This window comes from Allobaculum fili (assembly GCF_020969955.1).
In the GTDB taxonomy this organism is placed as follows: domain Bacteria; phylum Bacillota_I; class Bacilli_A; order Erysipelotrichales; family Erysipelotrichaceae; genus Allobaculum; species Allobaculum fili.
Map to the genome: position 1 here is coordinate 1 of NZ_JAHDSX010000005.1, position 21,328 is coordinate 21,328.

Annotated in this window: 14 protein-coding genes; 7 read left to right on the plus strand and 7 right to left on the minus strand. The window is 52.5% G+C overall.

Going from position 1 to position 21,328, the window contains the following annotated elements; translation table 11 throughout:
• Positions 1 to 270 precede the first annotated feature (270 nt).
• From thiD to tenA, 3 genes are read left to right on the plus strand one after another with little or no spacing between them, the layout of a single operon-like run.
• Positions 271 to 1,092, plus strand: coding sequence for a bifunctional hydroxymethylpyrimidine kinase/phosphomethylpyrimidine kinase (gene thiD / locus Afil_RS02055; RefSeq protein ID WP_230266866.1), 822 nt, complete (start codon positions 271 to 273; stop codon positions 1,090 to 1,092).
• Positions 1,093 to 1,097: 5 nt separating this feature from the next.
• Entirely contained in the window at positions 1,098 to 1,724 is a 627-nt protein-coding gene (locus Afil_RS02060; RefSeq protein WP_230266867.1) for an energy-coupled thiamine transporter ThiT, read from the plus strand.
• Entirely contained in the window at positions 1,721 to 2,428 is a 708-nt protein-coding gene (tenA, locus tag Afil_RS02065) for a thiaminase II (RefSeq protein ID WP_230266868.1), read from the plus strand. Before Afil_RS02060 ends, tenA begins: the two co-directional genes overlap by 4 nt.
• A 161-nt stretch (positions 2,429 to 2,589) precedes the next feature.
• Here tenA and sstT read toward each other — a convergent pair whose 3' ends face one another.
• Positions 2,590 to 3,864: a serine/threonine transporter SstT gene (sstT, locus tag Afil_RS02070; RefSeq protein ID WP_230266869.1), complete on the minus strand. Its 1,275-nt coding sequence runs from the start codon at positions 3,862 to 3,864 to the stop codon at positions 2,590 to 2,592.
• 352 nt (positions 3,865 to 4,216) lie between these two features.
• A complete protein-coding gene (locus Afil_RS02075) occupies positions 4,217 to 5,170 on the minus strand; it encodes a hypothetical protein (RefSeq protein ID WP_230266870.1) in 954 nt (317 codons plus the stop codon).
• A gap of 317 nt (positions 5,171 to 5,487) precedes the next feature.
• Between Afil_RS02075 and Afil_RS02080 the strand changes: the two genes are divergently transcribed.
• Positions 5,488 to 6,630 (plus strand): hypothetical protein, encoded by a 1,143-nt coding sequence (locus Afil_RS02080; RefSeq protein WP_230266871.1) that lies wholly within the window; start codon positions 5,488 to 5,490, stop codon positions 6,628 to 6,630.
• Between the two features lie 255 nt (positions 6,631 to 6,885).
• Here Afil_RS02080 and Afil_RS02085 read toward each other — a convergent pair whose 3' ends face one another.
• The 4 genes from Afil_RS02085 to Afil_RS02100 form a co-directional block, all read right to left on the minus strand.
• Complete coding sequence (locus Afil_RS02085; RefSeq protein ID WP_230266872.1) at positions 6,886 to 7,386, minus strand: GNAT family N-acetyltransferase; 501 nt, start codon at positions 7,384 to 7,386, stop codon at positions 6,886 to 6,888.
• Positions 7,387 to 7,747: 361 nt separating this feature from the next.
• On the minus strand, positions 7,748 to 9,178 hold the full coding sequence (locus Afil_RS02090) for a trypsin-like peptidase domain-containing protein (protein ID WP_230266873.1): 1,431 nt from the start codon (positions 9,176 to 9,178) through the stop codon (positions 7,748 to 7,750).
• Positions 9,179 to 9,717: 539 nt separating this feature from the next.
• A complete protein-coding gene (locus Afil_RS02095; RefSeq protein ID WP_230266874.1) occupies positions 9,718 to 12,993 on the minus strand; it encodes a phage tail family protein in 3,276 nt (1,091 codons plus the stop codon).
• A gap of 192 nt (positions 12,994 to 13,185) precedes the next feature.
• Entirely contained in the window at positions 13,186 to 15,324 is a 2,139-nt protein-coding gene (locus tag Afil_RS02100) for an efflux RND transporter permease subunit (protein WP_230266875.1), read from the minus strand.
• A 266-nt stretch (positions 15,325 to 15,590) separates the two neighbouring features.
• Here Afil_RS02100 and Afil_RS02105 point away from each other — a divergent pair, with 266 nt between their 5' ends.
• Positions 15,591 to 16,250 (plus strand): TetR/AcrR family transcriptional regulator, encoded by a 660-nt coding sequence (locus Afil_RS02105; RefSeq protein ID WP_230266876.1) that lies wholly within the window; start codon positions 15,591 to 15,593, stop codon positions 16,248 to 16,250.
• A gap of 17 nt (positions 16,251 to 16,267) precedes the next feature.
• A complete protein-coding gene (locus Afil_RS02110; protein ID WP_230266877.1) occupies positions 16,268 to 16,579 on the plus strand; it encodes a hypothetical protein in 312 nt (103 codons plus the stop codon).
• Between the two features lie 115 nt (positions 16,580 to 16,694).
• Here the strand turns inward: Afil_RS02110 and Afil_RS02115 are convergent, their stop codons facing one another.
• Positions 16,695 to 17,174, minus strand: a complete 480-nt coding sequence (locus tag Afil_RS02115) for a YbaK/EbsC family protein (RefSeq protein ID WP_230266878.1) — start codon at positions 17,172 to 17,174, stop codon at positions 16,695 to 16,697.
• A gap of 421 nt (positions 17,175 to 17,595) precedes the next feature.
• Here Afil_RS02115 and Afil_RS02120 point away from each other — a divergent pair, with 421 nt between their 5' ends.
• Entirely contained in the window at positions 17,596 to 21,225 is a 3,630-nt protein-coding gene (locus Afil_RS02120) for a discoidin domain-containing protein (RefSeq protein WP_230266879.1), read from the plus strand.
• Positions 21,226 to 21,328: the final 103 nt, after the last annotated feature.

Consider the following 21,328-nt stretch of genomic DNA (forward strand, 5'->3'; position numbering starts at 1 on the left):
GTCAATAGATTTTTAGAAAAAAGTGAAAAAACTCGAATCATTCGAGATTTGACTTGAAGAGTAGAAAAAAGACCACATCACTGCTTAACGCTGATGTGGTCTGAGAAATCTTAACTTAATGACATTGACGAAGCAGCAAAGAAAAAATGCTGGTAACGATCGAATTCTCGATCGAATCCAAATCCAGCCGCGACGAATTGGGGGCACCACCTTGCGCCGCGTAACAAAAGAAAATGCATGAAAGAACTCAAAAGAAAGAGGAATACGAATATGTATACTGCATTATCCATCGCCGGATCCGATCCGAGCGGAGGCGCCGGCATTCAGGCCGATCTGAAGACTATGACGTGCAATGGCGTTTTCGCCATGGCGGCCATGACGTCTCTGACGGCCCAGAACACAACCGGCGTCAGCAATATCTTCCCCGTCACTCCCGAATTTATCCGCGAACAGATTGAAATGGTCGTTCACGATATTCGACCCGACGCCGTCAAAATCGGCATGGTCGGCAGTGCACCTGCCATTGAAGCGGTCGCTTTATCCCTTCAGGAAATTCCGGATGTAAAAACCGTCGTCGATCCCGTCATGGTTTCCACCAGCGGCAGTCTGCTCATTGATCCAGACGCCATCGAGGCGCTTAAAACGCATCTGATCCAGGACGCCACCCTGATCACGCCAAACATCCCCGAAGCCGAAGTTCTCTGCGGCTTCTCCATTCAGAACCGGGACGACATGGAAAAAGCCGCCCGCAATCTGGGCAGCACCTTCCATACCGCCGTTCTTGTCAAAGGCGGTCATCGCGTCGAAGACGCCAACGACGTGCTTTACGACGGAAGCAATCTGATCTGGTTTGAAGGCGAACGCGTCCAGACGGAAAACACGCACGGCACCGGCTGTACCCTTTCGAGCGCCATCGCAGCCAATCTGGCCAAAGGGTTTAATCTGCCTCAGTCCGTACGAAGAGCCAAAGCGTACATTACCCGGGCACTGGACGACGGCCTGAATCTGGGCAGCGGTCCCGGACCGATGAACCATGCCTTTAAAGGTCACGAAGATTTTTTTGATCTTCCTGAAAACGATCCGGAGGTCTAGGTACGATGCTTACGCAGATTCTTATTGTCGTCAGTCTCATCGCCTATTTTGGAATCAGCCTCTGGCTGGTTAAGGACGTAAAGCTGACCACGTCTTCGATTTCGATCTGCGCGATCTGCATCGCGCTGACCCTGATTCTGGAATCCATTTTCATTCCGCTGCCGACCGGCGCGGTGATCACGCTGTGTTCGCCCGTGCCGCTGCTGGTTCTGGCCATCTGCTTTGATCCAAAGCTGGCCATTCTTTCCGGATGGATTACCGGTCTGCTTTCCATCGCACTGCTTCCTACCTGGCAGCCGGTCCATTGGGCACAGATTTTTGTGGAACACCTGGTGTGCTTTTCCTGCCTGGGCTATGCAGGACTGTTTTCGGCGAAAACGAAGCTGGGCATTCTTCCCGGCCTTCTGCTCGCGTTTGCGATCAAGTTCATGGGCCATGCGGCCAGCGGTGTTGTCTTCTTTTCCCAGAACGCCTGGTCGGGCTGGGGTCCCTGGGCTTACAGCATGACGTACCACCTCACCAGCAAGGTCCCGCTGTTCCTTCTTTGCACGCTGGTCATGCTCGCCCTGCCGCTCAAAACGCTGGAGCGCCTTGGCAAATCCAAAATGGTAAAGAAAGGAGCCGCCCAGTGATTGAAGCGCTTCGTCATAAGAAAGATTCCTTCAGCGCGCGTCTTTTAAACGATTCCATTCCGTACTGGAACCATTACCTCCGCCATCCGTTTCTGCAAAAGCTGGCCAATGGGACGCTCTCGCACGATCGCTATACCGGCTACATGATGCAGGACTATCTGTATTTGAAAGAGTATGGACGCTGCTTCCTTCTGGGTATGGTTAAGGGCACCGACCCCGCCTTTCGCGCCGTTTGCGAACATTATCTGAAGCGGATCAACAATTTCGAGCTCGACGTTCACCGCGGCGCGTTTGAAGCGCTCGGCATTTCGAAACAGGATCTGGAGCGTGCCGTTCCTTCGCTGGAAAATCTTGGCTATACCTCCTACATGCTCAAAGTCTGTCTCGAAGGCAAACAGGAAGAAATTTTAATTTCGATTCTCGCCTGCGCCCTCAGCTACGAATACATCGCGCACGAAATCGTCAAGGAAAAGCCCGAAGCCTTAAACGATCCGCTGTACGGCAGCTGGTTTGCGCAATACGACTCGGCCGATTACGCCAAAGAAAACGATGACCTCTGCGCGCTGCTCGACGATCTGACCAGAGAGCTTTCCAAAGAGCGGCTCGATGCCCTCGAGAATATTTTCCAGACCTGTTCCCGTTTTGAAATGGGCTTCTGGAACGGAGCCTGGCAGACGGGTGATGAAACGCGGCTTTGTGCCTAAGCGATTTGTAAACACCCAGTAAACGCTCTATACGCGTTCCAAAATACGAATCTCCCGAAAATACGCTGCGCTTCAAATTCCGCCATTTAATGAAAACTGGCTGAGCGGATCCGTCCGACTCAGCCAGTTTTTATCTGAAATTTTCTGCATAAAGCTTCGAATTACCTGGAAGCTTTTTTCTTGCGAAGGAATTCCGGAAGCGGTTTTCCTTCTTTTTTCCACTGAATGAATTCCGCTGTCGCGGTAAAGACGGCATCGCCGGCGGAGTTCAGGCAGGTTTCTACCGAATCCTGAACGACACCGATAATGAAGCCGACCGCTACGACCTGCATGGCCACATCCTGAGAAATGCCAAACAGGGAGCAGGCCATCGGGATCAGCAGAAGAGATCCGCCGGCAATACCCGAAGCGCCGCATGCACCGAGCGCAGCCATCATCGAAAGCAGAACCGCAGCCGGGAAGGAAACCTGAATGCCCAGCGTATTGGCGGCAGCGAGTGTCATGATCGTAATCGTGATCGCAGCGCCGTCCATGTTGATCGTGCTGCCCAGCGGAATCGATACGGAATAGAAATCCTTATCGAGACCCATCTTCTTGCACAGTTCCATGTTGACTGGAATATTCGCAGCCGAACTGCGGGTAAAGAATGCCGGAATGCCGGATTCTTTCAGGCACTTGAACACGAGCGGATATGGATTGACGTGCAGATAGCAGAACACCACAAACGGGGAAACGACGAGCGCCATGAACAGCATCGTGCCGACGAGCAGAAGCAGCAGCTTTCCGTAATCGGTAAAGATGGACAGACCGCTTGTCGATACAGTCGTGTAAATCAGACCCATGATGCCAAAGGGCGCCAGGTTGATTACCCAGCGAACGATCTTGCTGACGGCTTCCGCCACGTCGTTCATGAACTTCTTCGTATTGTCCGAAGCGCAGGCTTTCATCGCCAGACCAAAGAGAACCGCATAAAACAGAATGCCGATATAGTTGCCGTCCGCGATCGACTGGATCGGGTTGGAAACGATATTGGCCAGCAGGGTATGCATGACTTCATCGAGGCCCTGCGGAATCGTGGACGCGCTCGCCGCTTCGGGCAGAACGATGGTCTGCGGAAACAGGCGGGACGCCAGCACCGCCAGTACAGCGGCTAAAAATGTCGTCAGCATGTACAGCCAGATGACAGTACCAAACCGGCGGTCAAGGCGGGAAGAATTTTGCGCAAGCGCACTTGCGACAAGAACAAAAACCAGAATCGGCGCCACGCCTTTCAGCGCGCCGACAAACAGATTTCCAAATTCGCCAATCCAGGTCCAGCCTGGCACCAGCAAAGCCAGTATGACGCCAATCACCAGACCAATCAGAATGCGAAGAATCAGGCTGGTACGGTTGTAGCTTCGAACGAGCTTCAGACACCCATTTTTAATGGATTGCATAAAAACTATCTCCTTTTCCCTTGTCGGAAAATGAAAAACATCGAACCAGAACAGCCGATCCGTGTTCGATGTTCAAATTCACCAACAAAAATAATAATACGTGATCCTCTGATCGCCATACAAAGACGCCTGTCTCCGCCATCTGAACGTTATTCTTGCTCGCTTTGTATGTTTTTATCATGTTTTTCGGAAGATACGTTCTTGCCTTTTGGCCTCTGTCGTTCTTTCTTCCATTCGTATCTTCCCTTTTCACACTTTTTGCCGCAAAAAAGCCGGAGCGTATGCTCCGGCCTGGCAATTCAAGGGGTAAATCGTATGACTCTGTCCTCTCTTTCGAATCTGGATTTTCTGATCAGTGCAGTTCGTAGTACTTGATGGAATCCTGCAGTTCGTCGAGGCGGCGGGTCATTTCTTCGAAATCGTCATCGTTTTCCGCCTGCTGATGGGTAACGAGCGAATCGAGCAGATCGGCGGCTTTCTTATTGATCTGGACGGAACGTTCATAGTATTTGCGCAAAATGTCCATGTTATGACCAATCTTCACATACTGTCTGGCCTGTTCGAGATTGTTCTGGGACATGGCGATCGCTTCATCCAGTCCAGCTGTGAAACGGGCAATCGACAGTTTGCTTCCACCAAAAATGTTTTCGAGAATGGCCTCGGAATTGTCCTTGATGCGGTGCAGTTCCCGGTCGTTGTTTTCGATCTGTGTCAGCAGATTGCGCTCGATCGCGCGCTGCGTCTCCTTGGCCTCGTCAACGACTGGCCGGGCCTTTTTCTCCGGTCGTGGGAAAAGTTGCCCGCTTCCGCTGGAAGCACGTGTGTCTTTCACATTGGGAATCGGCGGCTTTTTCGGAATGGGCGGCTTTTGAGACGGCCGCGCCTGTGTACGGGACGCATGGCTTTGCGAAGAATTCGCAGGAGAAGAATACGTACGCGGACCGGCTTTCAGTGCCCCCATGCCCAGGTAGACCGAGCCCCAGTTGGAAAAATAGCGGCTGAGGCCTGGTGCGAAAAACAGAAGGAAGGAATAGAGATACATCATCAGCCCTTCCAGATAATAAAAGGCATACGGCATGACGACCGGATGCGAATAGCCGAACATCGCCTCGTTATACTCGCTGTTTTGCGGCTTTTGCGGGGAAACGTACTCCGTTCGCGTTCTGGCCTGACCTAAAAAATGGCCGACATAGTAAATGACTGGAATAATAAAAAGGAGTTTGAAAATGAACCCCAGATGCAGAACAAAGGCCAGCGCCATGGGCAGAAGCATGGGGAGCAGATCTTTACCCGAATTATCTGACATATCTTTTCCCTTTCCTGAATAAAACGGTTTCCCGCCGATCGTGCCGTTCGCTCAAATCGCCCGGAAACCGGAAATAAACCTGTAATATGAATTATACCGGCCGCTCAATTTCTTTTCATCCATCGGCCGTCTGGAAAACCGAGGCTTATTAAAAACTTTACTATTCTTTTCCGGTATTTTGGATAGGCACCCATAACGCGGTCAGTCTGGGATTTTTTTGATTTTCAAAGCCTGTCCGACCACGGGAATCTTAAAAAACGGCCCGGTTTCTTTCCCGGCCGCTGTTCAACAGTATCTGTACACGATAAGGAGTCACCATGAATATTCTGTATTTTCTCTGCAACTTTCTGCTTTCCTTTTTTATTTTTCTGAAAGGCACCCAGATTCTCGGCTTTTTAAAGGCGAAAGAGTATGACAGTCTTTCCGGCTATTCGAGCCCGGATCTTGAACCGGGCACAAAGCGCTGGATTCGCGCTCAGGAAATTTATGGAGACGCCCTGCGCAAATGCGGCGCAGGACTGATGCTTCTGAATGTAGTCGGCGCGCTTTCCGTATTCATGCTGGAACTGCCGGTCATTCAGATCGAATCCGTCATCCTTCTGCTTCTGGAAATTCTTTCCTTTTTCGGCGCGAAACTGTGGACCAGAAACCAGATGGCCAAGGACATTGTCCTGACCCCTTCCGCCCCTGCAACGCCGGCTGGCGAAACCGCACCGGCAGACGAAGGATCCAACCGATCGGATGCTTCTTTGGAACATGCAGACGATGCGAAATCTGAAGCGCACAAAGCCGAGGACGAGAATCCCGACGAAAGTCCGAAAGAAACGCCGGCAAAAGCAGAAGAAACTTTCACAGCCGATACACAGGACGATGCGATCCCGGCAGAACGCGACGATGAGAAGGAATCGGTTTCTGAACAGGAAGAACTCGAACCAGATGCTGCCGCAAACGAACCAGACGCAGCCGCGCAGACCGAACAGCCGAGGGAAGCGTCTGTACCGACGGACACGAACGAAAACGAACCGGCTGAACCGGTCCTTCCCGCTGAAGATGCCCATATTCATTTGGCTCCTTCCTCGTCCTCTGCAGACACACAGACGACGTCTTCTGAACCGACTGCCTCTTCACCCTCTTCTGCTCCTTCAGAATCCGCAGCTTCTTCGATCGAACGCAAGGCGGCCCCTTCTCCGGAACGAAGAACTGCGCCGGCTCACGAAGAGAGCAGCTCGGAAGAATCCGGTCTGGAAGATGTGGATCCTAAAGAAGCCGACCGTCTGGCCCGCTCCATTCTGAAAGCTTCCGCTTCCCGAAACGATCGCGCCTCGTTCCATCGCCGCGATCGCCGCAACCAGCAGATTGCAGAAAACGGCTTTCAGGTCCACCAGATCCAGAACAATTCCGATCAGGCCTCCTTTTCCATCAAGCGTCTGCCGGAAGATACAGACACCGAATCCAAATAGAACAGTCAGGATCCCAGGATATAGAGTCATCCTCCGTTTTTCCGCTCCTGTCCTCCTCTGCTGTCCCCGTTTCAAAATCCATGCATACGAAAATCGCCCGCAGAAAGAAACAAAGCGTTTCTCCTTGCGGGCGATTTTCCTGTGTCCTCTTTGAGGTCTCACCGGATGATGTGCGGATCTCTGTCGATCTGCTGAATCTCCGTGAATCTGCGGATTTGTGCGAATCTGCATGAATCTGCAGCGATCTATGCGATTTTATTCGCGATTTTCCCTCTCGGACGGGTACTCGAGAATCTTTTCCATGCCGATTTTCTGCGGCTTGAGATTGAGCGACTCATAAAAGTGAAGGGCCGAAGTATTGTCTGCCCATACGTTGAGCGTCACGTTGTAACAGCCGCTCTTTCGTGCGAAGTCGCAGACGTATTCATACAGATGACGGCCGATGTGCTGATGGCGGATGTTCTGATCGACGCAGAGATCGTCGATATAGAGCGTTTTGATCGGCGTGAGGATATTGTCGTTGGGATGCTCCTGAAAAATGCAGAACGCATAGCCGCGAACCTGTCCTTCTTCATCTTCGTAAACAAAGACCGGTGTCTTTTCCTCGCGAAGAATCGTTTCGAGCTGTTCGTCGGTGTATTTGCGGGCGCCGGTCTTAAAGAGATCCGGGCGCGCCTGATGGTGTACTTCCAGAACCTGACTGAGCAGGCTGTCAATGACGTCAAGATCGTGAAGATCCGCTCTTCGAATATTCATTTCTGTTCCCTCCTCCATCCGGGCTGGCTACCGCTGGCTGGTTTTCTTCTGGCTTTGTTTCGCACCGTTTTGTCTTTGTTTTGGCCTGGGTTGGGCGGTTTTGGCCAGCCGCCTTCGGTCTGTACCTGCCGGGCGGTGTCCCGCCCATTTAAACCGGAATGGCTTTGCGGCTTATGCGGATGAGTGAAGCCTTGCTTCACTATCTTACATACTGGTTACAGACGTTTTTCATTGTAATCCTCTGCTTCTTCTTTAGCAGAGATTTTCCTTCGTTCCATTCTGTCTCCTTTTTGAACCTTCATCGTTTCCGCTCTGGAAAAGGGAGCCCATAAAAAACTGTCCGCAAGGGACAGTTTCGGGATTAGTCAGCGTAGAAGGCGATGCCTTCGTATTTCCAGCCGTAGTAAATCAGATTATCGCGTTCATCTTCACTGAGAGTGAAATGATGGCTGCCGGTTTCGGCATTCGGGTTATAGAGACGATAAACCGGATGTTCATAATGTTCCAGTGCAGCTTTCCAGGATTCGCCTTCTGCGCGCCAGCCAAAGCCCTGCAGCGCGTTGTATTCCTTCTCATCGATGGTGTAGTGATGATCGCCGGTATTCGGGTTATACAGACGGAAGACCGGAATCGCGTTGTCTTCGTCGCAGGAAGACCAGGCCAGACCTTCTGCATTCCAGCCGGCCCGATCGAGGTAATTGGCTTCCTGCAGATTCAGCGTGTAGAAATGTTCGCCGGAATTCGGGTTATACAGACGGAAGACCGGATCCGGTACACGCGAGTTCTGCGCGATCCAGACGAGACGTTCACGGTCCATCAGAGGTCCGCCGGAACGGTCACGGTACACATAGACGTAGGCAAACAGAGAAACGACTTCGCCGTTTTCGTTCAGCATCGGCGATCCGCTCTGGCCGCCGCTGCCGTACGTGTTGGATTCCAGAATGCGGTCAAACACTTCCACATCGCTGCCCCAGCTTTCGTACTGGGTCGAAATGTCATTTTCGTGATTGTATTCCGCCGGATAGCCGCTCAGATGCAGCCGCTGGGCCTTGGCGCCGTCAATCGAAAGCGGAAGCTTGCCGGTTTTGGCGGCAATGTCGTCGTTGAGTACAATCAGTGCCACGTCGTTGGCTTCGTGGGCGTCGTTCAGCCAGCCTTTATCGACTTCGAAATATTCAACATCTTCACTCGTCCACGCGCCAAACGGTGCGGAATAATCGGTGGCACCCGGGGTGATATGAATGCTTTGGATCCAGCCGTAGCCGTGTTCCACATCGTAAATACAGTGGCCGCACGTCAGAACCGTATTTGGACCAATGACAAAGCCGGTACCGACGTAATAGCGGTGTTCATCGTTCTGGTCTACAAATTCCAGACGAAGCTTGCAGATGGCGCTGTACGGCATGCGGGTCGTATCCATAACGCGGGTACGGGTTTCGGGAGAATCTTCGTTGTATTCGGGAAGAATATCCGAACCGTCCGGTCCGCTTGGATCTTCCTTGTACACCGGATCGAGCGGCTGTTCGTTTTCTGGTTCTGCCTCTTCTTCCGATGCAGCATCGTTTTGAATCTGCGTCGAATCAAACGCGTAGCGAACCGAGTCGTCCTCGACAGTTACTGTACCGTTTGGTGCGTCGGTAAAATCCGGCTTTTCCTTTGCCAGCATGGCTGTCGGCGAAAGAAAGGAAAACGCCATCGTCAGGCTTAATACCCAGGCGCCAAGACGATGTCCAAGTTTTGGACGCGTTGACCCATAGGCTGGGGGAATCGGATAAATATGTTTTCGTTTCATGCACAATCTCCTTATTCTATGTTGCCGGGCTGTGAAGTTTCCTTCGTTATGCGTCCGGTAAATATGTCGATCACTATATTGCAGTTTTCTAGTGCCATACTACCCGATCGGTGTCCGTCTTTCTTTTCAACTGACCATATAAAAATGCGGTTCGCATAATGTCAGTTCTGTTTTCTCGCCGTCCTTTCCGACTCTTTTTTCTCAAGTATCGGATCGGGTCAATTTCTTATCTTAGTTGTATATAAAGGCCTTTTTGCGCTTTTTTCGAGAGCCGCTCCCGCCTGGAAAAGCGGCGGTCCTGCCTCTTTCAAGTCCGGTTACCGAGCGATACGCCTGTGCCGTTTTTCTCGTTCTGTGCTGTACTTATTCGCAAAACGGATTTCATTTTGGAAAGCGGCCGAAAAAAAGGCTGATCCTTCTGAGGGTTCTGAAGTTCCCTCAGGCTGGATCAGCCTATTGTGCCTGGACAGAGTTCTGTCGTTCAGAATTTATGAACGAAACGGGTTCGCATCGATTTTCATCGAGCGTTTCTTCGTTCCTTACTTTTCGCTGCTTTCGCTTTCGCTGGAGTCAGCTTTTGAATCGTCGGCTTTGGAATCGTCGGCTTTCTTGTCTTCCGATTTCTTATTGTCCGACTTCCTGGTGTCCGGGGTTTCGACTTTGAAGATGTAGCGAACCGAAGTCTTGGCACCTTCCGGTGCACCGGCGAAGGTGGAGTACTCTTCGTTGAAACGGATCGTTTCATTGCAGAGGTCCTTGAACATGGCGATTTCTTCTTCGCCCCAGTTCAGAGCTTTTTTCAGCTGGCTCATGCCTTCGTCATTGAGTTTGACGGTTCCGTCTTTCAGCTGACGCGCACCGTCATCAAGCTGGCTTGCGCCATCCTTGAGTTGTGCGGCGCCATCCTGCGCCTGGGTGATGCCGTCATCAAGCTGGCTTGCTCCGTCATACAGCTGACTGGCTCCCTGATTCAGCTGTACAGCGCCTGCATGCAGAGCGCTCGATCCGGCGTAGAGACGGGAAGCGCCGTCGTGCGTCTGGGCGATACCAGCGTTCAGATCGTTCATGCCGCTGTGTACATCCGACGCGCCCTTGCTTAATACGGTTACGCCGTTGATCAGTTCCAGATGACCGGCCTGCAGCGCCTTGGCACCGGCATTGACGCTCGAAGCGCCGCTGGCGAGTTTGGCTGCGCCGTCATTCATGGACGCGGCAGCGGTGCTCAGCGATGTGGCGGCATCAATGAGTGTCGTGCGGCTGTCGGCCAGTTTCTGGGTCGAATCCGCAAGCTGATCCATACCCTTATTCAGGTCGTCGGCTTTTGTGGACAGCGTCTGGCTTAATGTGCGCAGACCGCTTTCGAGCTGGTCAATGCCGTCATCCGTCTTCGCTGTCAGTTCGCCGACACCGTCATCGAGTGTGGAGATGCCGGTATGCAGCTGGGAGGCAGCGGTACTTAACTTGTCGGTTGCCTGCTGGAGTTTCGTCAGCGAAGCGCTCAGGTTAGTGAAATCCTCGCTGGCGCTGATCTGGTTCAGACCATTCTGTACGCCGGTCAGTGCGGTAATGGCTGTATCGATATCGTGATCCAGGCTGGTCAGCTGCTGGACGGCTCCATCGAGTGAAGTGGAGATCGTGGAAATCTGGCTGAGTTTCTGGGAAAGACTTTCCACATTGGCTGTGGAAATCGGTGTAATTGCCGTCTGCAGCGGAGCAATCGAAGCCGGCAGATCGTCTACCGAAGTCTTGGCGGTGGCCAGACTGCTTCCGGCAGCCTGTACGCTGGTCAGCGCACCGGAGAGCTGCGGCAGAGAAATGGCATTCAGGGCAGCCCTGGTCGCTTCATCGGTTGTGGATGCAGCGGCAGCGGCAATCGCCTGACGTGCGGCTTCAACCTGCGAAGAGGCAGTCGATACGGATGTGGCGGCCTGACTGTTGGCGGTCTGTGCTGCGGTGATCGCATTGGACGCACCGGTTTTGGCGTTGGAAGCCGCCGCAAGTTTCGTATTGCGATCGGCAATTTCCTTGTTAGCTGCCTGAATCTGCGCGTTGGCCGAGGTTACGCCCTGGTTGATTGTATTGACGTCCGTACGAATACCCGAAGAAAGCGTTCCGACATTGGCGCTTGCACTATTCAGTGCGGTCTTCATCGTATTGAGCGTCTGCAAATCGTTCGCAAGCGTCGTCTTCTGACCCTGCAGAGTCGTCAGAGCGCCGGAAAGCTGGGTGCTCAGTGTTGACAGCTTGGCCGGATCCATCCCGGAAATCTGAGTATTCAGAGCGCTCAGACCATCGGAAATCTGTTTGGAACCATCCTTGGCCTGATCGGCTCCAGTCTGCAAAGACTGCACGCCCTGATCAAACTGGGTCTTGAAGGACGCTGCGCCATCGGCGGCTTCACCGCTCTTATCGGAAGCGGCTTTCGTAAATTCCGATACGCCGGATTTTGCGCTCTTCATGCCGTTGTTCAAAGCGAGGAAGGAATTGCCGAGCTGATACAGCTGGCCGTCCCGGCCGGTAAGGGCATCAACTTTTGTCTTGAACTGAGACGTACCGTCGCTCAGAGATTTCGATCCGCTTTCCAGCTGTTCGGTTCCGGCAGCCAGATCGTCGCTGCCTTTGGACAGCTTGTTGACGCCGTCCTGGGCAGATTTTGCACCGCTTTCGAGCTGTGCAGTTCCGGCGGTCAGCTTGCTGGAACCAGAAACAAGAGCATCGGTTCCTTCCGCCAGACGTTTCGCGCCGGCTTCGAGATCCGCGGTGCCATCCTGTGCGGCTGCGGTTCCGTCTTTCAGCTGGGAAGAACCGTCATGCAGTTTTCCGGAACCGTCTTTCAAAGCGCCCATGCCGTCGGTGAGGGAGTTTGTTCCGTCCAGCAGCTGATCGGCACCGTCGCTCAGTTTGGCTGCGCCGTCCACAAGCTGGTCAGCGCCGTCAAAGAGCGGCTGCAGTTTCGAAGTGAGTTCGCTCAGATCGTCCATATCGCTCAGTTCGGAAAGCTGGATTTCATTGGTTGCACCGAAATACATCTGCGGCACTTCAAAGTCTTTTACATCGGCTTCGATCGTCACATCATCACTGGCGCCAAGCTTATCGGTAAAGGAAGAAAGGCCGGCGCTGTCCATTGTTTCGGTTAATCCAGGCAGTGCAGCGAACATCAGGAATTCGCGTTCGCCGTCATTAATGGTCTCGCCCTGTTCGCAGGAAATATTGGAGAAGATCTTGCCGTCGAGATCCATCAGACCGCCCGCTGCAAAGAGCGGATGAATGATGACGTTCTTTCCGTTGAGATTAACGGTTTTCTTCTGATCGTTAACGAATTCCACGTTCATTTTCAGATGACCGCTTTTGCCTTTGAGCTGTTCGGCCGTCATCGTTTTTCCGTCCAGGCTGTAGGTAACTTTGATCTGTACCGGCAGTTTTTCCCTGGACGTACCCTGATAGTAAAGATCGTTGCCGTTTACGTTCCATGTGTAGACGTCGCCGGAAACGGTCGGCTTGTTGTCTTCTTTCAGATCCTGTACGTCGCTCAGTTTCAGATTTTCGCTGATCTCGCCGAGTCCGTTTGGATTGTGCAGCCAGGACGTAACGATCGTTTTGGAAATATTGCCGTTTTCATCCAGGAACGAGTAAACCGTTTCGGTTTTTGTGGTGTCTTTCGCATCCTTTTTGGATTTTGCACTTTCTTCCTGAAGGATCGTGCGGCTGGCGTTGGAAGGTTCCGCTTCCCTGGCCAGTACGCTAACAGGAAGTGCGGAAAGAGACAGAGCGCTGCTTAACAGAGCGGCTCCGAGTTTCTGAATTGAGTTTTTCATATTCGAAATAGCATTCCTTTCCCTCCGCTGTCCGTTTCCCGTTCGGTCCTTCAAACGGGAAATGGTTCTGGAGGCTGATTCTTGTCGGCCAGGCAATGGGAAGCCTGCGCCATGTGGACAAGCTGCTTTTTTACTGCGGGCATCCTGCCTGTATAGAACAGATGAGGATAAGATGGAAAATCTGCGGATTTTCTAAGCCAGACCGGTCTGCTGGTCCAGGCGAAAACCGGCTGGAGAATGCGGCTGGTTTTCTGAATTCACGTCATTCACTGTCTGTGCAGCAGTTTTGGAATCCTGTGTGTTTACCGTTTGGGCAGTTTCGGCTTTGGCATCCGAATTCGATGCGTCTTCTTCCGGTGCAGCTTTCGGCCAGCCTTTTGTGGTTCTGGTGATGAACTTGTTGCACGTAAGAAGCAGAGCCGGCAGAACCGTCAGAATGACGATGACACTGATCAGGGCGCCGCGGCCAAGCAGGGTGCACAGCGATTTGATCAGGTCCATGCGGGCAATCAGGCTTACGCCCGAGCAGGCCGCAAAGAAGGACATACCGGAAGTAATAATGGAAGGCATCGTCTGGGTGATCGCCGTCGTAATGGCTTCTTTTGGCGGCTGATGCGCAGCGAGCTCTTCACGGAATCTGGACGTTATCAGGATGGCGTAGTCGATGCAGGCACCCAGCTGAATGGTGCCGATAACGATGCCGGCGATGAACGGCAGTTCGGTATGTGTCAGATACGGAATGCCCATGTTGACGAAAATCGCAAATTCAATACAGAGCACGAGCAGGATTGGCAGCGATACCGATTTAAAGGTAAGGGCAATAATAATGAAGATAGCGAGGATGGAAACAAGGTTGACCATCTTGAAGTCGATGTCGGTAACCTTGATCAGATCGCGCGTCATGTTGCCCTCGCCGGCGATCAGCGCGTTCGGATCGTATTTCTGTGTAATGGAATACAGATCTTCAATCTGATTGTTCAGCTCATCGGTAGCTGAACGATAGGACGTATTGACGAGAATCAGCTTGCGGCCGTTGGCTTCGAGTACATCCCGGATGGCATCCGGTTCAAGTTCCGAAGGAATCATCGGTCCGGCAAACTTTTCATAGGCGACTACGCTCGTAATTCCATCGAGGTTTTCGATTTCATCGACCATCTGACGCGTCTTGGACGCGGAGAGATCCTGATCGACCATGATGAAATGCGAAGTCGTCATATCGAATTTATCTTTCAGTTCGTTGGTGCCCTCAACCGCCGGAAGATCGGCAGGAAGAGAAGCAGCCAGGTCGTAATACTGTGCCGTATGGGAGTTGCACCATAAGGCCGGAACAAACAGCAGGGCAAAGACAACCAGAATTGCTTTGCGATGCTTGACAACCCAGTCGGAGAATTTCGGCAGCGGACGGATCAGAACCGGATGCTGCCATTTTTCAATCCATGGGTCAAAGAACATCAGCAGAGAAGGCAGAACCAGAATCGTACACAGCACGGCGAACAGAACGCCTTTGGCCATGACGATACCGATATCGCGTCCAAGCGTCAGCTGCATGACCAGCAGAGCAAGGAAGCCGGCGATTGTCGTAATGGAAGAGCTGGTAATGGAAAGCCATGTCGCATGAATGGCCCGGGCCATGGCGTCTTCCTTGGAATCGCCTTTATTTTTCTCTTCCTGATAGCGGTGCAGCAGGAAGATGGAGTAGTCCATGGAAACGGCCAGCAGCAGAATCATGCTCAGCGCCTTGGTGACGTAGGAAATCTCGCCAAGGAAAATATTGGTTCCCATGTTGTACAGAATTGGATAAACCATGCCCAGAATGAAGATCAATGGCGCCAGCCAGGACTTCAGTCCGAGCGAAAGAACAATTAAAACCAGAAGAACCGCAATGGCGGAATAAATCGGCGTTTCCCGATCCACCATCGCTTTCGTATCCGCTGTAATAGCGGAAAAACCGGCGACATGCACGTTGTCGCTGCAGAGCTTTTTAATTTCCTCGATCGCATTCATCGTGGAATCGCTGGCCGCTGCATCCTTGAACGTGACGATGATCATCGTCGATCCGTCCGAATAGATGGCATCCGTCAGCGAAGAAGGAAGAACATCTGCCGGAATCTGGGCATCCACGACATCTGTCTTGGAGAGCGTCGTATCGACGCCGTCGATCTGAGAAATCTGCTCTTCCAGCCTGGCCACATCCTTGTCCGGCATGTCGTCTACAACGACCATCGCCGTACCCGCCAGGTTGAAATCGTCGCTCAGCACATCCTGCGCCACAATCGAGGGGGAATCCTTTGGAAGATATGTCAGAATATCGTAGTTAACACGCGTATTCATATATCCAATAACCGAAGGAATCAGCAGAAGCGTAGCTACAAGCAAGATAATATTCCGGTATTTAACAATAAATTTTGAACACTTTTCCATAACCGTAAGTACCTGTTTTTCACTGGTTTCCTTTCACATCACCCATCCTATTCAGTTTTTGACCATCGGTCAATATTTACGCCCGTATCCCTTTCAGACACTTTATTCCCTATGCCTAAAAAATGACTATCAGTCATTTTTTATATTTTTTAAAGGTTCGGGTGTATACTGAAGCCATGTCAGGAAAAGCCGAACAGAATAAACTTCATAAAAAAAACAGCCTGCTCAGCGCTGCGCTTGCCCTTCTTTCCAGCCGGGATCTGGCGGAAGTCTCCATTTCGGACATTACCAACCGGGCCGGCGTAGCGAAAGGCACTTTCTATTCTTTTTTCAGGGATAAGGAAGAGATCCGGGACTATCTGGTCGACCGGGAATCCCAGCGCATTGTCCGTAATGCGCAGGACCAGCTCGACGAGGAAGATATCCGAAACTTTGACGATGCGGTCATTTTCATGATTTCCCGCATTCTTCAGCAGCTCTCCGACAATCCCCTGCTTCTGCGTCTGATCCGCCGCAGCCTTTCCATGGGCGTCTTCCATAAGGAACTGCAGAGCACCCTGGGTCAGGGCGGTCTCGATCTGGCGAATCGCTTTGAAGCCAAGGCCCGCGAATGCGGCGTGAAATTTGAAAATGCCCAGCTCGTCTATTTCATGATTCTCGAACTGACCGGATCCGTCTGTTATTCCTCGATTGTGTACGGCATCCCCTGTTCGATTGAAGAACTCAAACCCGTTCTGTTCGATACCATCCGCGCCATTCTGGCTTCGGCCAAAAAGAACCCGCAGGAGGACCCCCCCTGCATTAGTACCTGCATTAATACCTGCATTAACGATTGAAAATACCCGTACCCCGTGTGCTGAATCCATACAAAAAGGAGATCCGTTCCAGCAAATTGCTGAAAATGGATCTCCTTTTTCCTTTTCTGTTCCTGGTTATTCCACCGTTTTCCGGTGAATCGCGTCTCTCCTTCTCTTCGCTCATTGGAAAGAGTAAACGCAGCGAACAAGAGTTCAGCCAGCGCATTTTCGCGTTTCCTTCACCAGTCCCCGCTCTCTTATTTTTGTTTTCTCCTTCAATCAAGGAGAATGAGGGGATTTTTCCGAAATGGCGTTTTCTGCAATCGAGGGGTCAGGCGGTTCTTAATTCTGAAACCAGTTTCCCGTAATCCCGTTTCCTTCGAAAAGGGATCCTCGATCGCTGGCTATAGCTGTCACCTTCGTCTTTATGGATCGTTCTGCGAACCGCATCCTGTATTTTTCCTGATCGATTCCTTTACCTGTCTAAGCCTGTTCCAAAATCTTGCAGACGTCGACCCAGCTTTCGGCATTGGCGTATCGATACAGTTCCTCGAGGTTCATACGAATGGCGCTGTTCGAACTGCCGCAGGCTGGATAGACATAGTCAAAGCGGCGCAGCGATTCATCGAGACAGACGCGAACGTCTTCCGGATTAGCAAACGGACACACGCCGCCGATCGCATGACCGGTTCGCCCTTCCACATCTTCGGCATTGAGCATGGAGGGTTTCAGTCCGAACGTTCTTTTGAATTTTCCGTTATTGACCTTCGCATCGCCGGCAGCCACGATCAGAATCGTATCGTTCTCCGGTCCATAAAAGGAAAGCGTTTTGGCGATATGTTCCGGCTCGCACCCCAGCGCCTGTGCGGCAAGCTCTACGGTCGCGCTGGACTGATCGAGTTCAATGATTCGATCGGCGATATTCTGCGCTCCAAATGCTTTGCGTACATTTTCAATAGACATGAATACTCCCTCTCTCTTTTCTTTACTCGGATACTCTGCTGTTCCGCCCTCCAGATTTCTGGAGGCTTTTTTTTTGGATCGTCTTCCGTCCAGAAGCGGAATTCAATAACAGATTTTTCGCCTTTCCTTTCCCGTTTTCAAGTTCTCCGGAAAGACTTGCCTGTCTCCATGGCGAAAAGCCGCAGATTTTGCGCAATTCTGCGCTCTGTTCCAAGGACAGTGATAGTCAAATTGAGCTTTCCTGCTGCAAGAATGCAAAGAACACTCTCAAAAAATGAAAAGAACCTTCTTCTGGCTATGGATATGATGAAAACAAGTGAAAGCGATCGTACGGTGCAGGAATCGGGCGCCTGCAGACGACAGACAAACCCGCTTTGACTCACTTTCGATACACACGATACACAAAGGAGAAAAGGAAAAGATGAATAAACGATTTCGAAGAGTTTCTTCGGCGGCGCTCAGCCTTCTGCTGATTGCCTCCCCGGTTTCCCCTCTGCTCCATACGCTTCCCGTTCTGGCGGAAGAAACCGAACTGGCCGAATCCTATACGTTTGACGGAACGGCTTCGACACGCGTCAGCATTACCGATCAGCTTCCCGCCTATGGCGAAGCCGATACGATGATCTGGTCCGGAACCTTCCAGGCGAACGCTTCCAATAACGCCATCGTGGCGCTGATGTCGGTCTGCGGCAATGACAACGCCAACGACTACATGACGCTTTATGTCCGCCCGGGCACAAACAAAATCGGTTTTGAATTCCGTAAAGTCACCGGTGCGAGTTACAAAGTATCGCAGGAAGCCAATTTGCAGGTGGGAACCGACAAACACGAATTTGAACTGGTCGTTTCCAGCAAAGGCTATTTTCTGACGGTTGACGGCGAAGAACTGATCGCTTCCCGTCAGAGCGGGGCTTTAACTTTAATGAACTGCGGGTATACCGATCTGCGCATGACCCTTGGCGGCATGGACCGCACCGGAAAAAGTTCCATGTCCGACAACTGGTTTTTCAACGGAACCATGACGAATGTCGCCGTAAAACTCGAACAGCGCGACGTTCTTCCCGAAGCGTTTGCAGAAATCAGCGGCGCTTCCTTTGACGGCAGTCAGATGCAGGGCAAAACGGCACCGCTTCCCGAAGGACTGAATGCGACAGACGGCTGCAGCGCGGCGGTCATTTTCCGGGTAAACAGCAGCGCCGAAGGCTTCATGCCTATCGCAAGTCTGAAATCGGCCGATGCTTCGACGATCTATACGCTAGGTACGACAGGAGATTCCCTCCAGCTTCAGATCACGGCCAGCGGAACCGTACAGTCCGTAAATCTCGATTATCCGGCGGGCACGCTGTACACTGGCGGCGCTCATACCGCCGTTGTGAACTTTACGAGCACCGGCGTTTCCGTTGTCCTCGACAGGCAGGCGGCCAAAGTGATCGAACAGCCGTTGTCTTTAAACAGTCTGACGCAAATTGAACTGGGCAAGAGCGCGGATGCCGCGCTGAATGGCGACATTACCGCCGTGAAGTTTTACAATCACGCGCTTTTGGAAGAAGAAGCAGCCAATGTAACTCAGTTTACGACCGGCCGGCTTCCGAAAACGGGCTATCGAACGAGCATTCTTTCCCTCGTTCAGCCAGGCGACTACGGGTCCGGATACTACCGCATTCCCTGTCTGGTACGCACAAACAGCGGCGTCCTGGTGACCGCAGCCGACAAGCGCAACGATACCCAGATGGACCAGTACAACATCGACACTATCGTTCGCCGCCGGGTAGACGGCGAGTGGAAAGAAGGCCAGGTCATCATCGACATGCCGGATATTGAAGGAACCGGCAGCGAACAGAAAGACTCCAATACGATCGATGCCGAACTGCTCAACGCGACTCTGCCGGACGGTACGAACCGTGTCTTCTGTCTGGTGGACTTCTTCCCGCAGAACATCGCCTGCCTCATGAACGGTTCCGACCTTTCTCTTGGTCACGGCTATATGGATGTGAACGGCAAGAAGTATCTGAAACTGCTTAACGATGACGAATCCGAAGTGTACACCGTACGCGAAGGCGGTCACATCTTTAACGCTGCCGGCGAAGATACGGGAGCGACCTTCCGGGAAAATTCAGACGGATCGATCGGAAACCGCGACTACGGCTGGCTGACCGGCCCGAATGGCGAAGACTGGGGAAGCTGCTGGATGTACAGCGGCGAAGATAAAGGTCACCTGCATGCGGTCCGCAACCAGCATCTGATGCTTACGTATTCCGATGACGACGGCGAAACGTGGTCTTCGCCAAGACTGATCACCGATCAGGTCAAGGAAGACTGGATGAAGTTTAACGGAACCGGTCCGGGACGCGGCATTCAGCTCGAACACGGCGAACACGCCGGACGCCTTGTCTTCTCGACGTATTCCATCGCCAACAACTTCAACTCGCAGGCCTCCAGCATCATATACTCGGATGACTATGGCGAAACGTGGACACGCGCCCGCTCGCCGCTCGAATGCGCAGGCGCCGACATCAGCAGCGAAACGTCCGTCGGCCAGTATGGTGTAACGACCGAAAACCAGGTCGTTGAACTCAATGACGGTTCCCTGCTCATGTTCATGCGCAACTATTCGGGCAAAGTCAAAATGAGCAAATCCACCGACGGCGGCGAAACGTGGGGAGCAATCACTCAGACGGCGGTTACGGATGTGTATTGTCAGGTTGCCGCGACCCACACGAACTACAACGGCAAGGAATACGTGATTCTCGCCACCGCTCAGGGCCCCGGACGCACGAACGGCGCCACAACCGTGGGCGAAATTCAATCCGACGGAACGATCGACTGGAAAACGCCGAAGCAGTATTCCATCGGCTCCAACCAGTACGGCTGTCTGGAAGTCGTTGACGACGGCGTGATCGGCCTGATTTACGAAGCCGATGATGAAGCCGGCGCGCTGGCCATGCGCTATACCGAGTTTTCCATGGACTATCTGCTCGATGACGACGGACCGGCCGCAACCGTTCCGGCTAAAACGAACATGATCGTGACATGCGATCACAAAAACGGCGATGAAAATCAGGTCAAAGCCGGCGATACGTTTGAAATCACCTTTGAACTGAACGAACCGGTTTTCGTCAGCGGCGAACCAACGTTAAGCCTCACCTTCCAGCCGCTCAATACGCTCCTTCCTGCCGAAGCGCGTCAGGCCGTCTATGTCAGCGGCAACGGCACGAACAAGTTCAAATTCAAATACACAGTATCCGAAAGCGACCGGGCCGGCGAACTGTATACGGAACACATTGTCCGCGATGATCAGGGACAGCCGGCCAGGAGCTACTACGATGTGGAAATGTACACCCGCCGCACAACCTATCTTGGTTCCATCGGCCAGCTGAGTGCGGACTGGACCGATGCATCCCGGGATATCGCCGGCGCCCAAGCCATTGAAGGCGGCATTTCCAGCTGGGGCGATGTGGCCAACGCTACCGACGGCAGGGAAAACACCTTCTGGCATTCCTCCGGGCAGAGCGATGCCTATCTGCTCATCGATCTGCAGGATGTCAAAGCCATTAGCGGTCTGCGCTATTTGCCAAGGCCGACAGGAAGTACGAACGGCGATATTACCGAATACGAAATTTCCGTCGGCATGGATCCAGACAGTCTGCGTGTAGTCAAATCCGGAACCTGGACTACGCCCAAGGAATGGAAAGGTACGCTGTTCACACCGGTTTACGCCCGCTATGTCCGACTGCGCGCCATTCGCGGTACCGGCGGATTTGGCAGTGCGGCCGAAGTTCGCATTCTTGCAGCCGGCGACGACGAAACTGCCCTCTTTACGGACAATTTACAAACCGCGATGGCAAAAGCCAGTTCGCTGCTTGAAGGCGATATGTCTTCTTTCCATAACAAATCGAGTGCGCAGGACGCTCTCGAAACCGCAGTAGAAGCAGGCTGGGCTGCCCTTCGCGACTACCAGTCGCAAGAGGCGATCGACGATGCGGCAGACGCTATTCATTCCTTGCTGCTCGATCTGCGCAAGCTTCCCGATCCGGACACCCTGCCCGAATAACCGCTCTCTTTCTTTTCACCATTTTTCAGCTGTGCTGCCTGGCCAGTACGGCCGTAAAGGACAGTAAAGCCGGAACAGGCGAAACTGCATAATGCAGTCGCCT

Coding starts and splice junctions, on each gene's coding strand:
- thiD (WP_230266866.1), top strand. CDS start 271: ATGTATACTGCATTATCCATCGCCGGATCCGATCCGAGCGGAGGCGCC.
- Afil_RS02060 (WP_230266867.1), top strand. CDS start 1,098: ATGCTTACGCAGATTCTTATTGTCGTCAGTCTCATCGCCTATTTTGGA.
- sstT (WP_230266869.1), bottom strand. CDS start 3,864: ATGCAATCCATTAAAAATGGGTGTCTGAAGCTCGTTCGAAGCTACAAC.
- Afil_RS02075 (WP_230266870.1), bottom strand. CDS start 5,170: ATGTCAGATAATTCGGGTAAAGATCTGCTCCCCATGCTTCTGCCCATG.
- Afil_RS02080 (WP_230266871.1), top strand. CDS start 5,488: ATGAATATTCTGTATTTTCTCTGCAACTTTCTGCTTTCCTTTTTTATT.
- Afil_RS02085 (WP_230266872.1), bottom strand. CDS start 7,386: ATGAATATTCGAAGAGCGGATCTTCACGATCTTGACGTCATTGACAGC.
- Afil_RS02090 (WP_230266873.1), bottom strand. CDS start 9,178: ATGAAACGAAAACATATTTATCCGATTCCCCCAGCCTATGGGTCAACG.
- Afil_RS02095 (WP_230266874.1), bottom strand. CDS start 12,993: ATGAAAAACTCAATTCAGAAACTCGGAGCCGCTCTGTTAAGCAGCGCT.
- Afil_RS02100 (WP_230266875.1), bottom strand. CDS start 15,324: ATGAATACGCGTGTTAACTACGATATTCTGACATATCTTCCAAAGGAT.
- Afil_RS02105 (WP_230266876.1), top strand. CDS start 15,591: ATGTCAGGAAAAGCCGAACAGAATAAACTTCATAAAAAAAACAGCCTG.
- Afil_RS02115 (WP_230266878.1), bottom strand. CDS start 17,174: ATGTCTATTGAAAATGTACGCAAAGCATTTGGAGCGCAGAATATCGCC.
- Afil_RS02120 (WP_230266879.1), top strand. CDS start 17,596: ATGAATAAACGATTTCGAAGAGTTTCTTCGGCGGCGCTCAGCCTTCTG.